This window comes from Nocardia coubleae NBRC 108252 (assembly GCF_001612805.1).
Taxonomy (GTDB): Bacteria; Actinomycetota; Actinomycetes; order Mycobacteriales; family Mycobacteriaceae; genus Nocardia; species Nocardia coubleae.
Genome location: NZ_BDBD01000013.1, coordinates 34077 through 56611, shown reverse-complemented (window position 1 = coordinate 56611; position 22535 = coordinate 34077). Strand labels below are relative to the sequence as shown.

Annotated in this window: 21 protein-coding genes; 13 read left to right on the top strand and 8 right to left on the bottom strand. The window is 67.5% G+C overall.

Annotation, left to right across the window (positions count from 1 at the left end; translation table 11 throughout):
- Positions 1–21 precede the first annotated feature (21 nt).
- On the bottom strand, positions 22–1023 hold the full coding sequence (gene rfbB / locus NCO8_RS15225; protein ID WP_067640279.1) for a dTDP-glucose 4,6-dehydratase: 1002 nt from the start codon (positions 1021–1023) through the stop codon (positions 22–24).
- A gap of 306 nt (positions 1024–1329) precedes the next feature.
- On the opposite strand from rfbB, the gene NCO8_RS15220 reads away from it, so the two are divergent.
- Positions 1330–2031 carry a DUF8020 domain-containing protein gene (locus tag NCO8_RS15220; protein WP_067640277.1) on the top strand — a complete coding sequence of 234 codons (702 nt, stop codon included), beginning with the start codon at positions 1330–1332 and terminating at the stop codon, positions 2029–2031.
- 114 nt (positions 2032–2145) lie between these two features.
- Here the strand turns inward: NCO8_RS15220 and NCO8_RS15215 are convergent, their stop codons facing one another.
- Positions 2146–3195 (bottom strand): alpha/beta hydrolase, encoded by a 1050-nt coding sequence (locus NCO8_RS15215; protein ID WP_084457196.1) that lies wholly within the window; start codon positions 3193–3195, stop codon positions 2146–2148.
- A 242-nt stretch (positions 3196–3437) separates the two neighbouring features.
- On the opposite strand from NCO8_RS15215, the gene rfbA reads away from it, so the two are divergent.
- Both rfbA and NCO8_RS15205 read left to right on the top strand, forming a co-directional pair.
- A complete protein-coding gene (gene rfbA, locus NCO8_RS15210; RefSeq protein ID WP_067494815.1) occupies positions 3438–4310 on the top strand; it encodes a glucose-1-phosphate thymidylyltransferase RfbA in 873 nt (290 codons plus the stop codon).
- 3 nt (positions 4311–4313) lie between these two features.
- Positions 4314–4862, top strand: a complete 549-nt coding sequence (locus NCO8_RS15205) for a dTDP-4-dehydrorhamnose 3,5-epimerase family protein (protein ID WP_067640275.1) — start codon at positions 4314–4316, stop codon at positions 4860–4862.
- A 49-nt stretch (positions 4863–4911) separates the two neighbouring features.
- Here NCO8_RS15205 and NCO8_RS15200 read toward each other — a convergent pair whose 3' ends face one another.
- The gene (locus NCO8_RS15200) at positions 4912–6378 is read right to left on the bottom strand and encodes an MFS transporter (protein WP_067640273.1); all 1467 of its coding nucleotides are present in this window, start codon (positions 6376–6378) and stop codon (positions 4912–4914) included.
- A gap of 85 nt (positions 6379–6463) precedes the next feature.
- On the opposite strand from NCO8_RS15200, the gene NCO8_RS15195 reads away from it, so the two are divergent.
- Entirely contained in the window at positions 6464–6862 is a 399-nt protein-coding gene (locus NCO8_RS15195; RefSeq protein WP_067494823.1) for a MarR family winged helix-turn-helix transcriptional regulator, read from the top strand.
- Positions 6863–6865: 3 nt separating this feature from the next.
- Here the strand turns inward: NCO8_RS15195 and NCO8_RS15190 are convergent, their stop codons facing one another.
- Positions 6866–7711, bottom strand: a complete 846-nt coding sequence (locus tag NCO8_RS15190; RefSeq protein WP_067640271.1) for a helix-turn-helix domain-containing protein — start codon at positions 7709–7711, stop codon at positions 6866–6868.
- A gap of 121 nt (positions 7712–7832) precedes the next feature.
- Complete coding sequence (locus NCO8_RS15185; protein WP_067494828.1) at positions 7833–8438, bottom strand: DUF4282 domain-containing protein; 606 nt, start codon at positions 8436–8438, stop codon at positions 7833–7835.
- Between the two features lie 180 nt (positions 8439–8618).
- On the opposite strand from NCO8_RS15185, the gene NCO8_RS15180 reads away from it, so the two are divergent.
- The 3 genes from NCO8_RS15180 to NCO8_RS15170 all read left to right on the top strand — a co-directional run bounded on the left by NCO8_RS15180 (position 8619) and on the right by NCO8_RS15170 (position 12142).
- Positions 8619–9110 (top strand): hypothetical protein, encoded by a 492-nt coding sequence (locus tag NCO8_RS15180; protein ID WP_174550332.1) that lies wholly within the window; start codon positions 8619–8621, stop codon positions 9108–9110.
- A gap of 107 nt (positions 9111–9217) precedes the next feature.
- On the top strand, positions 9218–11380 hold the full coding sequence (locus tag NCO8_RS15175) for a molybdopterin-dependent oxidoreductase (RefSeq protein WP_067640269.1): 2163 nt from the start codon (positions 9218–9220) through the stop codon (positions 11378–11380).
- 138 nt (positions 11381–11518) lie between these two features.
- On the top strand, positions 11519–12142 hold the full coding sequence (locus NCO8_RS15170) for a pyridoxamine 5'-phosphate oxidase family protein (RefSeq protein WP_067640267.1): 624 nt from the start codon (positions 11519–11521) through the stop codon (positions 12140–12142).
- Here the strand turns inward: NCO8_RS15170 and NCO8_RS15165 are convergent, their stop codons facing one another.
- Complete coding sequence (locus tag NCO8_RS15165; RefSeq protein WP_084457194.1) at positions 12143–12598, bottom strand: GtrA family protein; 456 nt, start codon at positions 12596–12598, stop codon at positions 12143–12145. It abuts the gene before it with no gap.
- A 57-nt stretch (positions 12599–12655) separates the two neighbouring features.
- Between NCO8_RS15165 and dprE1 the strand changes: the two genes are divergently transcribed.
- From dprE1 to NCO8_RS15150, 3 genes are all read left to right on the top strand, one after another.
- Positions 12656–14083 (top strand): decaprenylphosphoryl-beta-D-ribose oxidase, encoded by a 1428-nt coding sequence (gene dprE1, locus NCO8_RS15160; RefSeq protein WP_067640265.1) that lies wholly within the window; start codon positions 12656–12658, stop codon positions 14081–14083.
- A complete protein-coding gene (dprE2, locus tag NCO8_RS15155) occupies positions 14080–14859 on the top strand; it encodes a decaprenylphospho-beta-D-erythro-pentofuranosid-2-ulose 2-reductase (protein WP_067640264.1) in 780 nt (259 codons plus the stop codon). The genes dprE1 and dprE2 overlap by 4 nt, the downstream gene beginning before the upstream one ends.
- Before the next feature lie 149 nt (positions 14860–15008).
- Positions 15009–16979 (top strand): arabinofuranosyltransferase, encoded by a 1971-nt coding sequence (locus tag NCO8_RS15150; protein ID WP_067640262.1) that lies wholly within the window; start codon positions 15009–15011, stop codon positions 16977–16979.
- Between the two features lies 1 nt (position 16980).
- On the opposite strand, the gene NCO8_RS15145 is transcribed toward NCO8_RS15150, so the two are convergent.
- Together NCO8_RS15145 and NCO8_RS15140 are read right to left on the bottom strand one after the other, a co-directional pair.
- Positions 16981–17373: a type II toxin-antitoxin system VapC family toxin gene (locus NCO8_RS15145; protein WP_067640260.1), complete on the bottom strand. Its 393-nt coding sequence runs from the start codon at positions 17371–17373 to the stop codon at positions 16981–16983.
- The gene (locus tag NCO8_RS15140; RefSeq protein WP_067640258.1) at positions 17370–17624 is read right to left on the bottom strand and encodes an AbrB/MazE/SpoVT family DNA-binding domain-containing protein; all 255 of its coding nucleotides are present in this window, start codon (positions 17622–17624) and stop codon (positions 17370–17372) included. Before NCO8_RS15140 ends, NCO8_RS15145 begins: the two co-directional genes overlap by 4 nt.
- Before the next feature lie 190 nt (positions 17625–17814).
- Between NCO8_RS15140 and NCO8_RS15135 the strand changes: the two genes are divergently transcribed.
- From NCO8_RS15135 to NCO8_RS15125, 3 genes are all read left to right on the top strand, one after another.
- Complete coding sequence (locus tag NCO8_RS15135) at positions 17815–18351, top strand: hypothetical protein (RefSeq protein ID WP_067640407.1); 537 nt, start codon at positions 17815–17817, stop codon at positions 18349–18351.
- Between the two features lie 191 nt (positions 18352–18542).
- On the top strand, positions 18543–19052 hold the full coding sequence (locus NCO8_RS15130) for a hypothetical protein (protein ID WP_067640256.1): 510 nt from the start codon (positions 18543–18545) through the stop codon (positions 19050–19052).
- 48 nt (positions 19053–19100) lie between these two features.
- Positions 19101–22535, top strand: a complete 3435-nt coding sequence (locus NCO8_RS15125) for an arabinosyltransferase domain-containing protein (RefSeq protein WP_067640254.1) — start codon at positions 19101–19103, stop codon at positions 22533–22535.

The window sequence follows — 22535 nt, the reverse complement described above, 5'->3', positions numbered from 1 at the left end:
CGCGGACGACGGTGTAGTCCGTCAGAGTTTCTGCTCGCCCGCGGCGGCGTAGGCGCGTTCGGTGTCGGCCTTCTTCGGCCGCCACCAGTCCTCGTTCTCGCGGTACCAGGTGATGGTGTCGGCCAGTCCGGCCCGGAAGTCGCTGTAGCGCGGTGACCAGCCGAGTTCCGTGCGCAGCAGGCTCGCATCGATGGCGTAGCGCTGATCGTGGCCGGGCCGGTCGGTGACGTGGTCGAAATCGGCGGGATCGCGATCGAACGCTTCCAGAATCAACTGCACAACGGTGAGATTGTCGAGTTCACCATCGGCACCGATGAGATAGGTCTGCCCGATTCGGCCGCGCTCGAGAATGTCCCACACCGCGCGATTGTGATCGTCGACGTGAATCCAGTCGCGCACCTGATGACCGGCACCGTACAAACGCGGGCGCACGCCGTCGATCAAATTGGTGATCTGGCGTGGGATGAATTTCTCCACGTGCTGATACGGGCCGTAATTGTTGGAACAGTTCGACAGCGTGGCGCGCACACCGAAGGAACGGGTCCAAGCGCGCACGAGCAGATCGCTGCCCGCTTTCGTCGCCGAATACGGGCTCGACGGGTTGTAGGCCGTTGTTTCGGTGAAGGCGGGGTCGTCGGGGGTGAGGTCGCCGTAGACCTCGTCGGTGGAAACGTGGTGGTAGCGCACGTCGTGGCGGCGCACGGCCTGAAGCAGGGAGTAGGTGCCGACGATATTGGTCTGCACGAACGGCCACGGCTCGGCGAGCGAGTTGTCGTTGTGGGATTCGGCGGCGAAATGCACAACCGCGTCGACACCGCTGACAAGATTGTCGACGAGGTCGAGATCGGCGATGTCGCCGTGGACGAATTCGATGCGGTCGGCCACCGGATCGAGCGACGCCCGGTTTCCGGCGTAGGTGAGCGCGTCGAGGACGGTCACCGCTACGTCGGGGCGCGTGGCCACCGTCTGCTGGACGAAATTCGCACCGATGAATCCGGCCCCGCCGGTAACGAGCACTCGCACGGCGACAACGATACGTGCTCGCGATCGGGGACAGAAAGCGAACCGGCACTCGCCCAGGTAGAAACAGTCACGGTATTTACACCGTGATGTCCGTCACACCGGGCGCGTTCAGGTTACGACCCGGGGTCTGCTTTCCTGAGAAAAACCCTAGTCGGCACTCAGGTTTCTAGGTGCGCACCGGCCCTGGGGTATCAACGGTGAACAGAATTTGAATAGAAGTACACAGGTGGTTCACCGCTCGTTAGCTGCGGGGGCTTTTGATCATCGGGTCCCCTCCGAACGCTCCAACATCGAGGTTCAACAAAAATGCTGATGAGGAAATTCGCCGCCACTTCGGCGCTGCTGATCGCTGCCATGGGCGTCGCCGCCGGCACCGCGCACGCCGAAGAGGCCCCGGCCGCCGCTGCCCCGATCAACTACACCGCCGAAATCGTCGAGGACTCGAAGGCCGTCGTCACCACCGATGCCGGCTCGATGGTCGTCGAGGACAATGTCCTGAAGATCAAGGCGGCCGACGGCACCGTCGTCGCGGGCACCCCGCTGGCGTTCCGCATCGAAGAGCACGAGCTCCCGATCGTGGCCGAGATCTCCGGCAACACCGCCACCCTGACCCCGGTGATGGACCCGGCCAAGGCCGTCTACAAGCCGGTCGCCCTGCCTTACGAGGCGCAGGCGCCCTGGAAGACCGAGTACGACCGTGAGGTCGCGGCGTTCAACCGTCTGAAGGACACCATCTCCGTCGGCGCCACCATGGGTGCCCTCGTCGGTGGCCTCGGTGGCGCGGCTGTCGGCTGCATCGCCGGTGCCGGTGCCGGCCTGGTCCTGACCGGCGCCCTCCTTGCCCTGTTCGGCGCGGGCCCGCTGGCCGGCTGCATCGCCGGTGCCGCCGCTGTCGGCTTCCTCGGTGTGCTGGCCGGTCAGCTGTTCATCACCGCTCCGGTCGCCATCGGTGCGGCGATCCAGTACTTCGCCACCGTCACCTCGCCGTTCACCCCGCCGGCCAAGTAATTCCGGTTCGGAACGTGCGATAACCGCACTCGCGTAAGCGCATTCGCGAGCAGGTACGCCAGGTGCCCCGCTGCGACTCGAAAGAGTTGCGGCGGGGCACCTGTCGTTTCGAGGTCAGGCGGTGCGGGCACGTTCGGCGGGCGCCACCGCTTCCCGCACGAACTTGGCGACCCGTCCGAGCGCCGAACGACTCTCCGGCATGTCCGGCAGGATGCTCATGAAGGCGTGCACCTGGCCCCGCCACAGCTCGAGTGTGTGCGGCACACCCGCCGCACCGAGCCGATGGGCCATGAGTTCGCAGTCGTAGCGCAGCAATTCGTCTTCGGCCGCGATCAGCAGTACCGGGGGCAACCCGGCCAGATCGGCGTTGACCGGCGAGAGCTTCGCGTCGAGCGGACCCTCGTGCTCGGCGCCGAGGCGGACCACGGCCTCCAGCCCGGCCAGCGGAATGTAGGCGTCGCGGCGCACATTCACGTAGTCCTTCTTCGCCCGGTAGTCCAGATCGAGCAGCGGACTCAGGCCGACCAGACCGGCGGGCAACGGCAATCCGATGTCGCGGGCGCGCAGCGCGGTGGCGAAGGTGAGGAACCCACCCGCCGAGTCACCGGCGAAGACGATGCGGCCCGGGTCGGCGCCGTGGCGCAGCAGCCAGCGGTAGGCCAGGACGCAGTCGTCGATGGCGGCGTCGATCGAACCGGGCAGCTGACGGTATTCCACATTGACCACCGGCAGCCCGGTCCGCCTGGCCAGCCCGGCGGCGACGGCCCGATGGGTCGACAATCCGCAGACGGCGAAGCCGCCACCGTGCAGATACAGCAGCGCGCCGTGACGCAGCGCCCGCGAGGCGCCCGCGGGACGGATCATCTCCATCTTGAATCCGTCGAGCTGGATCTGTTCGCGCTCGATGCCCGTCGGTTCGGGACGCAGGCGCGCGAGCAGGTCGACGGCGATTCCGCCGATGGGGATGGTTGTCCGGTTGATGGGGACGGTGCGCAGCAGCGGTCCGACGACGCCGACGCAGGCACCCATCAGCACGCGCGACGCGGTGCTCGTCCGCCCGGAGTTGACGACGATTCCCGCCGCCTTCGGACTGGTGGTGACCCTGGGGGCAGCGGGGACGATCCCGCCCAACACACCGGGCCTGCCGATCTTCGAGGCTTCCATCGCGCACCTACCTCACACTGGCGCGTCGACTCGATGGCCCGGGTGCGAGCCCCGGATCGGATGTCGACGCTGACATCTAACACAGTGATGTTTCACACATCGACGCTCACATAATCAGATGAACGCCGCCGTGTCCCAGTTATCGACCGACACACCCGGTCGCGAAACGTTCGTGATCAATTCGTCCACGTGTCGGAACCTCCCCGACTCCTGCGACGCCGGAACTGGCAGACTTGCCACCTATGCGCGGAATCATCTTGGCGGGCGGCACCGGATCGCGGCTGCACCCGATCACGCGCGGGGTGAGCAAGCAGCTCGTCCCGGTCTACGACAAACCGATGGTCTACTACCCCTTGTCCACCCTCATGTTGGCAGGGATCGACGACATTCTCGTCATCACCACGCCGGAGGATGCCGAGGCGTTCACCCGGTTGCTCGGTGACGGCAGCCAGTTCGGGGTGTCGATCAGCTATGTGGTCCAGCCCGAACCCGACGGCCTGGCCAGGGCTTTCGTGCTCGGCGCCGACCACATCGGCACCGAACCCGCCGCGCTCGTGCTCGGCGACAACATCTTCCACGGCCCCGGCCTCGGCGCCAGCCTGCACCGGTTCCACGACATCGACGGCGGCGCGGTGTTCGCCTACTGGGTGAGCGACCCCACCGCCTACGGCGTGGTGGAGTTCGTGGACGGTCGCGCGGTCTCCATCGAGGAGAAGCCGAAGGTGCCGCGCTCCAACTACGCCATCCCCGGTCTGTACTTCTACGACAACGACGTGGTCGAGATCGCGCGCGAGCTGCGTCCGTCGGCGCGCGGGGAGTACGAGATCACCGACATCAACCGCGCCTATCTCGAGCAGGGCAGGCTCAGCGTCGACGTGCTCGCGCGCGGCACCGCCTGGCTCGACACCGGCACCTTCGACTCGCTGCTCGACGCCGCCAACTACGTGCGGACCATCGAGGAACGCCAGGGCCTCAAGATCGGGGTGCCCGAGGAGGTGGCGTGGCGGCGCGGCCTGATCTCCGACGACCAGCTGTGCGAACTGGCCGAACCGATGGTTCGCTCCGGCTACGGCCGCTACCTGCTCGACTTGATCGACCGCGGAAAAGACTGGTAGCGCATGGAGATCCGTGAACTGGCCATCCCCGGCGCGTGGGTGGTCACCCCCCGCCTGCTCGGCGACGACCGCGGCATGTTCTGCGAGTCGTTCAAGGCCTCGGAGTTCGAGAAGGCCACCGGGCGGCCCTTCGACCTGCACCAGGTGAACACCTCGGTGTCGGCCGCGGGAGTGTTGCGCGGCATCCACTACACCGAGGACCCGCCGGGCCAGGCCAAGTATGTGACGTGTGTGCGCGGCGCCTTTCTCGACGTGGTCGTCGACCTGCGACCGGGTTCGCCCACCTACGGCCGCTGGGACAGCGTGCTGCTCGACGACGTGGACCGCCGCTCGGTGTTCCTGTCCGAGGGTCTCGGCCACGCCATCCTCTCGCTGGAGAACTACTCGACGGTGACCTACCTGTGCTCGCTCGAGTACACCCCCGAATTCGACCGTGACCTGGACGCTTTCGACCCCCGGCTGGCCATCGACTGGCCGACCGAGGGCCGCGACGGCCGCCCGCTCACCTTCATCCGCTCCGCCAAAGACGAGGCAGCGCCGCGGTTCGCCTGATACGCCGAAAGGCACCACCGTGCATGGTGGTGCCGTTCAGCGCTTCAGATCAGACCGTCTGGAGCACCTTCTCCTCCTCGACCACCGGCGCGTCGGTGACCCGCTTGCGCGGCCAGAAGACGGTGAGCGCGACCAGTGCGCCGAGCACCGTGACACCGGCGGCGAACTCGAGGCCGGGGCGGTAGGTGTCGAGCATCTGCTGCGGCGAGGTGCCGTGCGCGGCGCCGGAGGTGACGATGGCGGTGGTCACCGCGAGCACCACGGCCGCGCCGACCTGCATAGAGGTCTGCAGCACGCCGGCCGCCAGGCCCTGCTCCTCGTCGTCGATACCGCTGGTGGCCTGCACATTGATGGCGGGGAAGCCGACCCAGCCGATACCGATCAGCAGGACCGCGGGCAGCAGCACGGTCAGGTAGTCGGGCGCGGTGTCGATCCGCAGGAACAGCAGGTAGCCGACGGCCATCACCGACATGGTCACGGCGATCACCGGTCCGGTGCCGAAGCGGTCGATCAGCTTGTCGGAGAAGAACGCCGAGGCGACGACAAGGATGCCGACCGGCAGCAGCGCCATGGCGAGCTTCAGCGGCGACCAGCCGAGGGTGTCCTGCAGGTACAGCGTGACGATGAACTGCCAGCTGAAGTACGAGCCGGCGACCGCGATGATGGCCAGGCTGGCCCGCACCAGCGACACCTTGCGCAGGATCCCGAGCCGGACCAGCGGGTGGGCGACGCGCTGTTCGGTGACGACGAACGCGGCGAACAGGGCGACCACGGCGATGAACGAGACGACGGTCCGGGCCGAGGCCCAGCCGACCTCGGGCGCGGTGACCACGGTGTAGACCAGCAGCAGCATGCCCGAGGTGGACAGCAGCGCGCCGAGCAGATCGTGGCCGCCTTCCTCGGCCTTGCCGTCCCTGGGGATCAGCACGAACGCCGAGATCAGCGCGGCGACGGCGATCGGGACGGGCAGCAGGAAGGTCCAGCGCCAGCCGACGCCGGTCATCAGGCCACCGAAGAGCAGGCCCATGGAGTAACCGCCCGCGCCGAACACGGTGTAGATGGACAGCGCCTTGTTGCGCGCCTTTCCTTCGGCGAAGGTGGTGGCGATGATCGACAGGCCGGTCGGCGCGGTGAACGCGGCGGCCAGACCCTTGATGAAGCGGGTGACGATCAGCAGCGTCGGATCGCTGACCAGGCCACCGATCAGGGACGCGACCGCGAAGACGGCCAGGGCGATGAGGAACACCTTGCGGCGCCCGAGCAGGTCGGCCGTGCGACCACCGAGCAGCAGCAGACCGCCGTAGCCGAGGACGTAACCGCCCACGAGCCACTGCAGGGTGGAGGTCGACATATCGAGTTCGGCGCCGATGGACGGCAGGGCGACGCCGATCATCGAAACATCGAGACCGTCGAGGAACAGAACAATGCACAGGGTGATCAGCAGGCCCCAGAGGCGAGCGGACCACCGGGTCGGGTCGGTCGCCTCGGTGGCCGAGAGCGTTGCTGGCGAAGTCATGCGGAGGACATTACATGCATGCGCATTTAATGCCAACACATTTAATGCAGTTGCATGGATCGGTCGGGCGCACTAAGATGGCCGCATGTCGAACCCGGCCAACACAGCTCGGCGCAACGAAGCGCCCACCGAGCTGGTCGGCCAGTGGCGCGCATTGCTCGACCGGCACGCCGCCGTGAGCTGCGCACTGGAGAAGGCGCTTCAGAACGAACACCGGATCGGACTCAGCGAGTTCGAGATCCTCGACCGTCTCGTCGACGCGGCCTGCGAGAAGTACCGCATGACCGACCTGTCCGGCGACATCTACCTGAGTCAGAGCGCGCTCTCGCGCGCCGTGGCCCGGCTCGAACGCGACGACCTGGTCGAACGCATCACCTGCGACGGCGACCGGCGGGCGTGTTTCGTCAAGCTCACGGAAAAGGGCAGGGCGGTCTACGACCAGGCCCTGCCCACGCACCGTTCGGTACTCACCGACTCCTGGTAGGAGCTACACCGTCGCGCTCGCCGCGGCGGTGATGTCGGCGAAAGCGGCTCGGTAGCGGTCGAATTCGGCCGGCTTGTCGAGATAGACCGAACCGGCGAAGGTCTCCACGTAGACCACCGGCGGTTCCTGCTTGTCGACCGCGTTGTCACCGTCGAAATCGAGCACGGTGAACCGGCCCGACTCGAGCCCGGCGTGGTAGCCGCAGTCGTCCGGGATCACCCGGATGTCGACGGTGTCGCGTTCGGCCAGCTCACGCAGCCGCGCACGCTGACCGGCGAGCACCCGATCGTCACCGATCCGGCGCGACAGCACCGACGCGGCGAGCACCACCCGCAGCCGCAACGGTGAGCCCGCCCTGGTGAGCAACGCCTGCCTGGCCGCGCTCACCCGCAGCCGACGTTCCAGGTCGGCGTCGGTGAGTTCGGGAACCGTGCGTTCGAGCAGCGCCCTGGTGTAGTCCTCGGTCTGCAACAGCGCCGGGACCAGGCCGTCCTCGTAGATCGACAGCTCGGCCGCCGCCTCTTCGAGCCCGATGTAGACCTCGAAACCCTCCGGAATCACATCGCCGTAACTCGTCCACCATCCCCTTGCCTTGGTTTCGCGAGCCAGCGCCGCCAACGGTTCCACCTGGTCGGCGGGCGCGCCGTACACCTTGCACATGGCCTCGACATCGAGGCTGCGCAGCGATGTCTGCCCCGTTTCGATCCGCCAGATCTTCGCTTCCGACCACTCGAGTTGCGCCGCCGCGGTTCTGGTGGTCATCCGCGCACGATTGCGCAGGTCACGTAAGTGCCTGCCCAGCTGCCTGCGCGGCATGGTCGAACCGGTGACGCCCTGCGGTGAAGCCATACTTCCCCCCTGTATCCAAATCCGGCCTCCCCCTTGTCCTCTGGAGGCCGCCGTTCGCAGCTGACGCATCATCAGATCTGCGGACGGATTGTTTCACAATGAATCGGACACCGCGCAAGACCTACTTCTTCTTCCGGAACCGCCAGAACTGAACGGCGCGAACATCTTCGGACAACTGATTCACCGGTTCGGCGACATCGGACAGTGCTTGGAACAGTCCGTCGGCGAGTTCGCTGATGTGCTCGACCCGGCCCGCGAGCCGGGCGGCGTTGTCGGCGAATTCGAGCATCAACCGCACCGAGGCGGCGATGGTGAGCCCGAGCGGAACGGCCACGAGGGCGGCGAGCACACCGAGCACCGCCGAGGCCTTCCACATCAGCACCGTCAGCGCGATCGGCAGGCCGATGGCGAAGGAGATCACGCACAGGATGTAGGCCAGCGGCAGCAGCGTGCGGGTCGCGGGCCTGCGGAATTGCACGTCGAGCAGGGAGCGAAGCGCCTCGGCGCCCCACTGGGTGGCCGAGCGGGTGCTGCGGAACGGATCGTCGAAGCCCGCGTCGCGCGCGAGCCTCATCGCCTCGGTCTCTTCGGAGTCCTCGGCCTGCTCTCGCGAACGCGACGCCGTACGCTTCACGTCGGCCTCTTTCCAAGAGAGCCAGCGGGATTCGGCCTCGAACTCCTCGGCCTCCGGCTCACCGGCCGGGGTGGTGTTCGGCACGTCGGTCATGGTCCGAATCCTGCCCGCTTTCCGACGACACGCCAACACCACGGGGACCGAACCTGCGATAGCGAAGGTTCGTCGAATGAGACGAAGCAGACACTCTCGATTATTTTTCGGAATCCGCGTAACAACTCGGCCACCTTGGGCCGATACGCCCATGAACGCAGGAACAGAGCTCTTCGGGGAATGGAGAACACAGTGCGCACGACGTTTCCGACCAACACTATGGCCGCCGACAAGGGTGCCGCCGCGCTGGACTACGCCGCGCGGGGTTGGAACGTCGCCGAAACCACCAACGGCCTGTGCCTGGTGACCGACGAGAACGTTTCGGCCATCGAGATCACCGGCGAGATGGCAGGCGAGGTCCGCCGCTTCCTGCGCGCCAACAACCTGTCCGGCCCCGTGATCGAGATCCCGGGCGCCGAGCGTCGCGAGATCCACCTGGTGACCGGCGTCGCCAAGGCCACCATGGCCATCGCAGCGATGCGCGAGGCCGGTGCGCTGGTGCACACCGACGGTGCGAGCATCCCGCTGCCGCCCACCCAGCTGGCCGCCGGTTCGGCGTCGTGGGGCGTCGCCCCGTCCGAGGCCCGCTGGATCCCGCCGGTCGTCGCGCTCGGTGCCGCCGTGCGCGCCGCCGCCACCCGCAAGCGCGCCACCCTGACCGTGGCCTGCTGAGGCAGCTTTTCCACAGACGACCCGCGACCGCGACGGATCCCCACGTCGCCTCGCGGGTTTTCTGCGTTTCCCGGTGCCGAGCGGCCAGGGTGGAGTAGGCATGAACCATGGCTCCGCGTTCGTTGCTTCGCACCTGTCCGCTCTGTGAGGCCGTCTGCGGCCTGAGCATCACCCTCGACGACAACGACCGGGTGCTCTCGGTGCGCGGCGACCGCGACGATCCGTTCAGCAAGGGCTTCATCTGCCCGAAGGGCGCCGGTTTCGGCAAGCTCGACGACGACCCCGACCTGGTCACCACTCCGCTCATCCGCGACGGCGCCGACTTCCGCCCGGCGAGCTGGGACGAGGCGTTCGACCTGATCGCGCAGCGTTTCGCCGCCGTCCACGCGGCACACGGCACCGGCGCCACCGCCGTCTACCTCGGCAATCCCACCGCCCACACGATCGCGGGCGCCCTCTACGCACCCGCGCTGGTCCGCGCGCTGAGCACCCGGCACGTGTACTCCGCCAGCACCGCCGATCAGATGCCCAAGCAGGTGGCCGCCGGGCTGATGTTCGGCGACCCGATGGTCGTGCCCGTTCCCGACCTCGACCGCACCGACTACCTGCTGATGCTCGGCGCCAACCCGCTGGAATCGAACGGTTCGCTGTGCACGGCGCCCAACTTCCCCGGCCGGTTGAAGGCATTGCGGGCGCGCGGCGGCAGGCTCGTCGTGGTGGATCCCCGGGCGACGCGCACGGCGGAGCTGGCCGACGAACACCTCTTCATCCGGCCCGGCACCGACGCGTATCTGCTGTTCGCGGTGGTGCACACGTTGTTCGCCGAGAACCTGGTCGACGTGCGCGTGGAGGTCGACGGCCTCGACGAACTGCGCGTGGCCGCAGCGGATTTCACCCCCGAGATCGCGACGGAACGCACCGGCATTCCGGCCGGGACCATCCGCCGCATCGCGCGCGAACTCGCCGCCGCCCCGACGGCCGCCGTCTATGCCCGAATCGGCACGTGCACCACCGAATTCGGCACGCTGACCCAATGGCTCGTCGATGCGATCAATGTCCTCACCGGCAATCTCGACTCCCCCGGCGGCGCCATGTTCGCCACCCCCGCGGCGCTCGGCATCACGCGGACCAAGCCGTTCCGGCCGGGCCGGTGGACCAGCCGGGTACGCGAATTGCCCGAAACCATGGGCGAACTCCCTGTCGCCACCCTCGCCGACGAACTCGAAACCCCTGGTGAAGGTCAGATCCGCGCGCTGGTGACGGTGGCGGGCAACCCGGTGCTCTCCGCACCGAGCGGCGCGCGGCTCGACGCGGGACTGGCCGGGCTCGACTTCATGGTGAGCGTCGACCGGTACGTCAACGAGACGACCCGGCACGCGAATGTGATTCTGCCGCCGCCTCGTTCGATCCAGTCACCGCACTACGACTTCGCGCTGCTGCACTTCGCGGTGCGCAACTACGCGCGCTACTCCCGCCCGCTGGTGCCGCTCGACGGCAGGCCGTCGGAATCGGCGGTGCTCGCCCGGCTCGCCGCGGCCGTGAGCGGGCAGCCGCATCACAGCGACGAGGCCGTCGCGATGATCGACGAGCTGGTCATCGCAGGCATGCTGCACAAGGCGGGCATGAGTGACCGGCGCGACGAGCTCGAGGGCGCCGACACCACCGAACAGCGCGTCGACCTGATGCTCAAACTCGGCCCCTACGGCGCGTGGAACGGCGGCAGCCTCGGCCTGCGCACCCTCCTCGACAACCCGCACGGCATCGACCTCGGCCCGCTGGAACCGCGGCTGCCGGGGGTGCTGCGGACCGCATCGGGACGCGTCGACCTGGCACCGCAGCCCTTGCTCGCCGATGTGTCGCGCCTACGGGAAGGCCTCGCGGCGGGTGCGCCGCCCATGGTGCTGATCGGGCGCAGGCAGCTGCGTTCCAACAACAGCTGGATGCACAACATCGAGGCACTCGTCGGCGGATCCAACCACTGCACCCTGCACATCCACCCCGACGACGCCGACCGCCTCGGCATCGGCGAGGCGGCCGAGATCACCTCGGCCGCCGGCTCACTGACCGTGCAAGTGGAGCTGACAGCGGCGATCATGCCCGGAGTGGTGAGCCTGCCGCACGGGTGGGGACACGCCGCGAGCACCACCCAGTCGGTGGCCCGCGCACACGCAGGCGTGAATGCCAATGCGCTGACCGACAATTCGATCGTCGACGCGATCACCGGAACCGCCGTCTTCAACGGTGTGCCGGTGACGGTCGGTCCGGCCTGATCGGTCGTCGTCCAGGAAACCCGAAGCAAACCGCCCGTTACGGTCCTTCGCAATACTGGACTCGCCACGCCGCGCGCCGAACTCCCCTAGACTCCAATGAGATTGTGGTCACAGCACTTCGGCAGCAGAGGGGCCCCGATGCCTGGAACACAGGTCGGCAGCGACGGAGAGCACGAGCTTCAGGAAACGTTGGGCACCACCGAACGCGCCGAACGGTTCTACGACGACCAGGTCATCGACTATCTGAACCCGATGATGATGGAATTCGTCACCCGGATGGACATGGCGTTCATCTCCACCGCCGACGCGCACGGCGAATGCGACGCCAGCTTCCGCGCAGGCACCCCCGGTTTCCTGCACGTGATCGACGATCGCACGATTGCGTACCCCGAATACCGTGGTAACGGGGTGATGGCCAGCCTCGGCAATATCCTCGAGAACCCGCACGTCGGGATCCTGATGATCGACTTCGTCCGCGACCTCATCGGCCTGCACGTGAACGGGAAGGCCCGCATGGTCGCCGACAGCGAGCTACGCGAGGCCGTCACCGATCTGCCACCCGCGGAACGGGGCAAAGCCGCGCAGGTGTGGGTGGTCGTCGACGTGGAAGAGGCATACATCCACTGCCGCAAGCACATTCCGCAGATGATCCCCGTCTCCCGCGACCGCCGCGAATGGGGCACCGACAACGTCCGCGCCAAGGGCGGCGACTACTTCGGTGTGAAGGCGGGCCGCCAGCACGCCGAAGTCAAAGCCGGCTGACTACTTGATCTTGAAGATCACCACACGCTGCACGACGAAGTTGATCACCGTCGCCGTGCCCTGCGCCACGACGAACGCCACCGCCTGACGCCACCACTGGTCGGGCAGCGCGAACGCGAACGCGGCATACATCCCGAGCTGCACGGCGAACGTCACCGCGTACAGCGCGACGACCGCCACGAACCGCTTGCGGCTCGGCTCGGCCTGGAACGTCCAGCGACGATTGATCAGGTAGGCCGTCGTCGTACCGGCGATGAAGCTGATCGCCTTGGCGAGCACCTCCGGCACCCCGAGCACATTCGACAGCAGCAGCAGCAAGCCGAAGTCGACGATCGCCGAGAAACCGCCCGTGAGGGTGAACCGGACAATCTGAGTCTTCAGATCGACATCGGTACCCCCCGGCTCGTCGACCAGGGGAATTTCGGGGGGCAGGGGCAGATGCGGCTGTGCTTGCACGTGAGGAAGGGTACGAGACCGGTCACAGGTTGTGCCATGCCTGTAGCCTCTAAGCCGATGTCTGAGAACATTTCGACCACCAACGACGGGCCGTTTACGCTTCCTACGCGTACGCGCAAGCTCACCGGTTGGGGTCGCACCGCACCCACCTCCGCCGAAGTGCTCTCGACCGGCGATCCCGAGCTGATCGCCCAGGCCGTGCGCATGGTCGCCGAGGACAACGACAGCAAGCCGGCGCATCTGCGACGCGGCGTGATCGCCCGTGGCCTCGGCCGCTCCTACGGCGACCACGCCCAGAACGCGGGCGGCCTCGTCATCGACATGCCCGCGCTCAACCGCATCCACCGCATCGACCGCGACACCCGCCTGGTCGACGTGGACGGCGGCGTGAGCCTGGACCAGCTGATGAAGGCCGCGCTCCCGTTCGGGCTATGGGTTCCCGTGCTACCCGGCACCCGCCAGGTGACCATCGGTGGCGCCATCGCCTCCGATATCCACGGCAAGAACCACCACAGCGAGGGCAGCTTCGGCAACCACGTCCGCTCGATCGACCTGCTCGTCGCGGACGGTTCGGTGCGCACGGTGTCACCCGACAACGACGCCGAGCTGTTCTGGGCGACGGTCGGCGGCAACGGGCTCACCGGCATCATCCTGCGCGCGACCATCGAGATGGCGCCGACGGAGACCGCCTACTTCCTCAACGACGGTGTGAAGACCGCGACCCTCGACGAGACGGTCGCCGCGCACAGCGACGGCAGCGAGGCGAACTACACCTACTCGAGCGCCTGGTTCGACGTGATCAGCCCGCTGCCCAAGCTGGGCCGCGCCACCATCACCCGTGGTCGTCTCGCCAAACTCGACGAGCTGCCCGAGCGGCTGCAGAAGAAGCCACTGAAGTTCGACGCGCCGCACCTGATGACCGTGCCGGACATCTTCCCGAACTTCACCATGAACAAGCTGACGCTGTCGGCCATCGGTGAGGCGTACTACGCGATGGGCGGGAACTACACCGGCAAGGTGCAGAACCTGACGCAGTTCTACCACCCGCTCGACATGATCTCGGAGTGGAACCGTGGCTACGGTTCCAACGGTTTCCTGCAGTACCAGTTCGTGGTGCCGACCGAGGCGGTCGAGGAGTTCAAGCGGATCATCATCGACATCCAGGCCTCGGGCCACTACTCGGCGCTGAATGTTTTCAAGCTGTTCGGTCCCGGTAACGACGCGCCGTTGAGCTTCCCGATGCCGGGCTGGAACATCTGCGTGGACTTCCCGATCAAGCCGGGCCTCAACGAGCTGGTCACCGAGCTGGACCGCCGCGTGATGGAATTCGGCGGCCGTCTCTACACCGCGAAGGACTCGCGCACCAGCGCCGAGACCTTCCACAAGATGTACCCCCGGATCGACGAGTGGATCAAGGTCCGCCGCAGCGTCGACCCGAACGGCGTGTTCATGTCCGATATGGCCAGGAGGCTGGAGCTCCAGTGATCAACGCAGTTGGCAACCCGCAGACCATCCTGCTGTTCGGCGGCACCTCCGAGATCGGTCTCGCGATCTGCGCGGAGTACCTGCGCAAGAGCCCCGCGCGGATCATCCTGGCGAACCTGCCCGGCGACCCGCTGCTCGACGACGCCGTCGCCAAGCTGAAGGGGGCCGGTGCCACGGCGGTCGAGGTCATCGACTTCGACGCGCTCGACACCGACTCGCACCCGAAGGTGGTCGACGCCGCGTTCGCCGGTGGTGACGTGGACGTCGCGATCGTGGCGTTCGGTGTGCTCGGCGACGCCGAACAGCTGTGGCAGGACCAGCGCAAGGCGGTCATGACCGTCGGCATCAACTACACCGCCGGTGTGTCGGTGGGTGTGCTGGTCGGCGACAAGTTCAAGGCGCAGGGTCACGGCCGGTTCATCGTGATGTCGTCGGTGGCGGGCGAGCGGGTTCGTCGCTCGAACTTCGTGTACGGCTCGACCAAGGCCGGCCTCGACGGCTTCTACCTGGGTCTCGGCGAAGCGCTTCGCCCCTACGGCCCGCGCGTCACCGTCGTCCGGCCGATGCAGGTGCGTACCTCCGCGACCAAGGCCCACTGGGAAGCGACCGGTTCCAAGGAAGCGCCCCTCACGGTCGACCCGGAAGACGTCGCCCGCCAGGCCGTCGCCGCCTCGGAGAAGGGCACCGAGATCGTGTGGACCCCCAGCGAGGCCCGCTTCGTGATGTCGGCCCTGCGCCACGTGCCGCGCCCGATCTTCCGCAAGCTCCCCATCTGATCGAGAGCCATCGCGACTGCCGCAACGCCACTCCGGCGGTGCGGCAGTTTCTTTGTGCCGGGGCCTCGGCGCGAGCCCGACGGACTCGGCACGCTCCACTAGGCTGACCCGGACCGTCGAGCAGAGTGGACCCGGAGGAATGCGCGCCGATGACTACCGATGACAACGTGCGGGCGGGGCGCGCGACAGCGACCGGTCTCGCCGAAGGTGCCGCGGCGGCGCTCGTCGCGCTGGTCGTGGCGGTGGTCGGGCTGTTCGCGCTCTCGGCGGTGCAGTGGCCTGCGTTCAACTCCTCCAACGTCACTCGGGCGCTGACCACCGTCGGTCAGGTCGTCTCGGTGGGGCTGCTGGTGGTCTCGGTGTTGCTGATCCGGCTACGAAAGTGGCCCGTGATCGCGAAACTTGCTTCCTGGGTGGGCATTTCGGCATTCGTCACGGTGACGCTCGGGATGCCGTTGGCGGCGACGAAGCTGTACCTGTTCGGTGTTTCGGTCGACCAGGAATTCCGCACCGAGTATCTGACGCGGCTCACCGACAGTGCGGCACTGCGGGACATGACCTATGTGGATCTGCCGCCGTTCTATCCGGCCGGGTGGTTCTGGATCGGTGGGCGGGTCGGGAACCTGCTCGGCATGGACGGCTGGGAGGTGTTCAAGCCGTACTCGATCGGCATGCTCGCCGTGGCTGCCACGGTGGCGCTCGTGCTGTGGGCGCAGCTGGTGCGCGCCGACATGGCCGTGGGCGCCGCGGCCGCTGTTACCGCGATGACCTTGGCCTATGCCTCGCCCGAGGCGTACGGGGCGGTGCTCGTCGTGTTCATTCCGCCGGTGCTCGTGCTGGCGTGGGGTGCGCTGCACCGCCGCTCGGGCGGGTGGGGCGCGGTGCTCGGGACCGGGTTGTTCCTCGGGGTCGCGGCATGCTTCTACACGCTGTACCTGGCGATCGCGGCGTTCACCGTTGTGCTGATGGCGGTGACCGCCGCCGCGTGCGCGCTGTACGCGCGGCGGGCGAGCGGACGGGCGATCGGCAAGCGCGATGCGGCCGTCACCACCGAGCCCGCGTGGCGGGTGGTTGTCGTGCCGTTCACGCGCCTGGCGGCGATCGGCGTGCTCGCGATCGCGGTGGCGCTGGTGGTGTGGACGCCGTATCTGCTGAAGATGCTGTCGGGTGCGAAGTTGCCCTCCGGCAACGCTTTCCACTACCTGCCCGAGTCGGGTGCGCAGCTGGCGTTCCCGATGCTCGAGTTCTCCCTGCGTGGGGCACTGTGCCTGCTCGGGTTGCTGTGGCTGGTCGTGCGGGCGGGATCCTCGCGGCGGGCGCAGGCGCTCGGCATCGGCGTGGTGTCGATCTACCTGTGGACATTGCTGTCGATGGCCGCGACGGCGGCTGGCACCACTCTGCTGTCGTTCCGGCTGGAACCGGTGCTGCTCGCTTTGCTCGCCGCCGCAGGCGTTTTCGGCTTCGTCGAGGGCGGCCGCGCGGTGTATCAGGCGCTGAACGAACCCGCGCCGGTTCGTACCGCGGCCGCCGCGCTCGCGGTGCTCGGTGCGATGGCCTTCGCCCAGACGATCCCCACCGTTCTGGTCCACGAGATCGACACCGCCTACACCGACACGGTGCCCACCGAAACACCCGACCCCTACGGCACTTTCGGTGAACGCGGCGACAAGCGCCGCCCCTCCGCCGTGGCCTACTACCACGCCGTCGACGAGGCTCTACTGGCCCAAACCGGCCGTCCCCGTGACGAATCCGTCGTCCTCACGGCCGACACCAGCTTCCTGTCCTTCTACCCCTACTTCGGTTTCCAGGCCCTCACCTCGCACTACGCGAACCCCCTCGCCGACTTCAAGGCCCGCGCCGACACCATCGCCGCCTGGAGCAGACTCGACTCCTCCCAGGCCCTCCTCGACGCCATGTCGGCCGCCCCCTGGCGCGCCCCCGACGCCTTCCTCTTCCGCCGCGACGGCGACAACTACACCCTCCGCCTCGCCGAAGACGTCTACCCCAACGACCCCAACGTCAAGCGCTACACCGTCACCTTCCCCCGCCCCCTCTTCACCTCCCCGGCCTTCACCACCACCGACATAGGCCCCTTCACCCTCATCACCGTCAACCGCTGAATCAGGGCTCGATACGGCGCACGGTGCCGACCTTGCCGATCCCTTTGTCGAACGACGCGATCACCGAATCGGAGTCGGCTTCGGCGAGCGCGACGAGGTAGGCATCGGCGAATGAAAGCCGGTGGTGCTCATACACATCGACGGTCCGGATGAGGACGGCCGGATCGTCGGTCTGGATATTTCGGGAGCCGATCACGGCACGGGCCAGTGCCGCGACCTCGGGCCTGGGCACCCGGTACACGCTCTGCAGGACGTACACGGTTTCCGCGAGGATGAGGTCCGGAAGGTAGAACTCGTCGGTCCCCGCGAGTAGGGCTGTGGCTCGCCGGCCCATCTCGGGAGGGTCCTGCGTGAAGTGCCTGACGAGGATGTTCGTGTCGAGGAAGATCGTCACTCCGGATTGGCCTCCCGCCACTGTTGCGCCCAGGCCTCGTCGCGGATCTCTTCCCACGAACGGCCGCGCACCTGTGGCGGGACCTGCACACTGCCCGCGAGATCCAGCAGGTCAGGTGTCTTCGCGAGCACCACGACATCGCCCTCCACCCGGAAGTGCACGTTGTCGCCGGTGTGTAATTCCAGCGCGTCACGGACCGCTTTGGGCACCGTGATCTGCCCCTTCGACGTCAACCTCGCCAGCGCGTCCACAACAACTCCTTACTTCCCCACTGAGGTAAGGATACCGCAATCGAGTTTCACCAACCCTGCCTTCCGGGCGGGGAGGCGCACTACACTTGGCGGTGCGGAACGGTCGTCGTCGGTGGGGGTCGGCGGATGGCGAAGGTTATCGATCCTGCACGTTGTGGGTCCGGGTGGCCCGTTACCGGAGGAGGACTTCATGTCCGATCCGTTGCACACCAGGGTGTGCCTCACCGGAATGAACTGCGTCTGTCCGAGTATCAGTGTGTTCGTGGTGCCCGAGCCGCTGGTTCGGGGTGGGCAGATGCTGCATCTGCTGGAACAGGCACCGGTGGCCGAACGGGGGCCCGAACCCGATCCCGAACTCATCGATCTGATCGAGGCGGTGCGCACGCCGTTGAATCTGCCTGGGCTGGCCCGGGTACAGCGGGTGGCGTTCACCGGCCCACGGCACGATCCCACCGCGGCGCGCACGGTGCTGCACGACCATCTGATCGAGGAACCGGCGCCGATCGGGCTCGATGTGGACGATCCGGCGGAGCTCACCCGGCTCTCGATGCTGCCCGAACACCGGATCGGCCCCCGGCGCATCGACGACTTCCAGGCGCACTCGGTGCGTCAGGCGATGGCGGCGGTGTACCAGTTTTTCGGCGTGGACCAGCGGGTACCCCTCGTCTACCACGGTTTCGCCGACCCCGGCGACGGCTGGTTCGCCCTGCGCGCATCGGCAGCCTGACCGGACATGTGTCCATAGACACCCGGTAGCTACTGGTGTGCGGAGCACCGATAGACAACAATATGTGCGGTTGCAGCGAACAAACCGCACAGTCCGTCGGACGGGGCGAGTACGCTGCGAAATGTTGACAAGTTCGGCCGACCGAAATCAGTTTTGGTAGCGCTGATCGGTACGGATGCAGAGGTATAGCTATGACGCTCAGCAGACCGGAGCGAATCGATTTCCTGATGCGGGAACACCGCCAGGACGCCGAACCTGCGCCACGGGAACAACTGCACTCACTCGGCGATATCGAGAAGTTCGTGGTCGATGCCGCGATCGCCATGCTCTCCCCCGGTCAGAAGTTCGCCTTGCTGTGGTCGCTGCAGGTCGGCGGGCATCTGGTGGCGGGCGTTCAGGTCAAGGAGCGCGACGGGTCGGTCACCAATATGGTGCCGCCGACCGAGGTCGTCGAATACCTGGCCGACCACAAGCGCATGTCCTACGACCCGGCGGTCGGCGCCTGGCTGAGTGCGGAGATCTTCATCGCCGGACCCACCCGTTTCAAGGCCACCTACTCGCCGGGCACCGTCGCCGACTGGATGCCCGAGGTGTCGGTCGACGATCTGCGCGCCGAGTTCGTGGCCTACCCGCGGCCGGCCGCGGAGATTCCCGATTGGGCCCGCTCGCAGCTCGATTGGTCGAACAGGATGACCGGATAGGACGCGGCGCCCCCGCACGATCGGGTCGGGTGGCTAGCATCAACCCCCGTGCGACCGGACCGATCTGAACGAGCGTTCACCCGATACCGCCTGATCGCCCTCGTCTGTGGGCTGCTCGGGTTCGTGCTTGCCCTGCTCACACCGCTGTTGCCGGTGCGCCAGGACCGCGCAAGCCTCGACTGGCCGCAGGCGGGCGCGACGAGTGTGCAAGCACCACTGGTGTCGTATGTGCCCCAACAGGTGAACGCGCAATTGCCGTGTCCGGTGCTGCGCGGGCTGCCCGGCGGTGATGTGCGCGGACCGGGGGGTGAGAACCCCACACCGCAGCCGACGACCTTGCTCACCACGATCCCGGCCGAATCCGGGCAGATCACCAAGGGTCTGAGTGTCGTCGCGCGCGAGGGCGTGCTCACGGTGCAGGCCCGCGATGTGCCGATGCTGTCGGCGCCGATCGAGGAGATCGCGAACTGCGACCACATCGCGATCGAGTCGACCATCGGCGCGACGACTGTCGAGTTCGTCGGGGTGACGCGGGCCGACGGTAGCCCGTTCCGCAACACCGTCACCGTGGACAAGCGGCCGCAGATCGTCGGGGTGTACACCGATCTCGACGAAACCCAGCTCACCGGCGCCCGGTTCCACGCCGATATCGACTCCCGCTTCACCTCCACCCCGACGCCGCTGAAACTGGCCGTGATGATCGTGGCCGCGCTCGCCACCCTCGCCGCGCTGGTCGCCCTGCACCTGCTCGACCGCACCGACGGCCGCCGCGCCCGCCACTTCCTGCCCCGGCACTGGTGGCGCATCACGCCGACCGACGTGGTCGTGGTGGCGACGCTGCTCGGCTGGCATGTGATCGGCGCGAACACCTCCGACGACGGCTACATCCTGAACATGGCGCGCGCCTCCGGCCCGTCGGGCTACATGGCGAACTACTACCGCTGGTTCGGGGTGCCCGAGGCGCCGTTCGGATGGTCCTACGAGCTGCTGGCCTGGATGACGAAGATCTCCGACGCCAGCCCGTGGATGCGGCTGCCCGCACTCGCCGCGGGCCTGCTGTGCTGGGCGGTGATCAGCCGGGAGGTGCTGCCCCGCCTCGGTGCCCGGGTGCGGCGCGACAAGGTGGCGCTGTGGACGGCGGGCCTGGTGTTCCTCGCCTTCTGGCTCCCCTACGACAACGGTCTTCGCCCCGAACCGCTCATCGCGGCCGGTGCCCTGCTCACCTGGTGCGCCATCGAACGCGCGATCGCCACCGCCCGCCTGCTCCCCGCCGCCCTCGCGATCCTCATCGCCGCGTTCTCCCTGGCAGCGGGTCCGACCGGACTCATCTGCATCGCGGCTTTGATCGCAGGCACGCGCCCGGTCATGCAGATCATCATCAAGCGCGCCCAAGGTCTGCGTCCGCGCGAAATCGCCGCTGACAGAGACGGACTCGACGCTGCCGAAGAGGCGAGAAGGTCGCGTACCGACCAAGCCACGGCAGAGGCAACGACCACCGAGGGCAAGCACGAGGCTCGCAACACAGCCGACGGTGCTCACGCATCCGACCGACTTTCTCTGGCCACCAAGATCTTCCGCTACGCCGCCCTCCTGGCCCCCGGCATAGCCGCAGGCACCCTCGTGCTGATCGTCGTCTTCGCCGATCAGACCCTGGCGACCGTCATGGAAGCCACCCGCGTGCGCACCCTGGTCGGCCCCAACGCGGCGTGGTTCGATGAACGCACCCGCTGGGATTCGCTGTTCATGCTCTCCCCCGACGGGTCGCTGGCCAGGCGTTTCGGCGTCCTGGTGATGCTGCTGTGCCTGCTGGTGTGCATCCTGCAGGTGTTGCGCAAGGGCCGCATCCCCGGTACCTCGCGGGGCCCGTCGGTGCGCATTCTCGGCATCGTCTTCGGTGCACTGCTGCTGATGATGTGGACGCCGACCAAGTGGACTCACCACTTCGGTGTGTACGCGGGCCTGGCGGGCTCGCTGGCCGCACTTGCCGCGGTCGCGGTGGGCGCCAATGGCATTCGTGCACCACGCAATCGCGCCTTGTTCACCGCGGCGGTCCTGTTTCTGCTCGCACTCACCTTCACCGGCTCCAACGGTTGGTGGTATGTGTCCAGCTTCGGTGTGCCGTTCTGGGACAAGGCGCCGATGGTCGCGGGCAAGGGTGTGTCGACGTTACTGCTCGGGCTCAGCGTGCTCGCCCTGCTCGTCGCCCTCTACTTCCACCTGCGCGACCCGTACCGCAAGCCTTCGCGCCCAGCCCGTTTCGACCGTTTCGCCACCATGCCGTTGACGATCGCGGCCGCGCTGCTCGTGGCGTTCGAGGTGGCGTCGATGCTGAAGGGCGCGGTCACGCAGTACCCGGCCTATTCGATCGCCAAGTCGAATATCGAGTCGCTGCAGGGCAATACGTGCGCCCTGGCCAACGACGTACTGGTGGAGACGAATACGGCCGATTCCCTGCTCACCCCGATCACCGGCGCCCCCGCCGATGGGCTGAGCACCGAATCGGTGGCCTTCACCCCGAACGGGGTGGCCGCCGACCTCACCGCCGACGCCGACGAGACCGTGGTCGGCGGGGCCAACTCCGTCGACAAGGACTCGGCCAACAAGACGACCAACACCACCGGCGCCGGTACCGGCGGCGGCACGAGCACCGAGGCGGGCATCAACGGCAGCACCGTCGCCCTGCCGTTCGGCCTCGACCCGGCCCGCACGCCGGTGCTCGGCTCCTACCAGGACGGTGTGCAGCAGCAGGCGAAGCTGACCTCGCAGTGGTACGGCGCCGATGTCGACGCCGTGCGCGACGATCCCGCCTACCAGGCGCTGGTCGTCACAGCGGCCGGCCGCATCCGCTACGTCGACAACGACGGCGTCGTGCACTACGGCCAGGACCTGATCGTCGAGTACGGCACCCGCGCCGACGACGGATCGGTGCAGGTCACCGGCTCGATCCAGCCGCTCGACATCGGCCCGTCGCCATCGTGGCGCAACCTGCGCGTGCCGCTGGACCGCCTGCCCGCGGGCGTGAACGCGGTGCGCCTGGTCGCCACCGACAACGACATCACCCAGAAGCAGTGGCTCGCGGTGACCCCGCCGCGCCTGCCGAAACTGGCCTCCCTCGACTCGGTGGTCGGGCACACCGACCCGGTGCTGCTGGACTGGCACGTCGGCCTGGCGTTCCCGTGTCAGCGCCCGTTCGAGCACCACGACGGTGTCGCCGAGGCGCCGAAGTGGCGGATCCTGCCCGACCGGGTGGGTTCGGACGCGGCCAACGCCTGGCAGGACGACATCGGCGGTGGCCCGCTCGGGTGGACAGGTCTGCTGATGAAGGCCGAGACTGTGCCCACCTATCTGGATCGTGATCTCGGTCGCGACTGGGGCTCGCTGGAGCGGTTCACCCCGTACGAACCGGCACCGCCCGCCGACATCACGGTGCGGGTGGTAGACCAGTCAGGACGGGCGAAGGAGCCGGACATCCGGGCGCGGTAG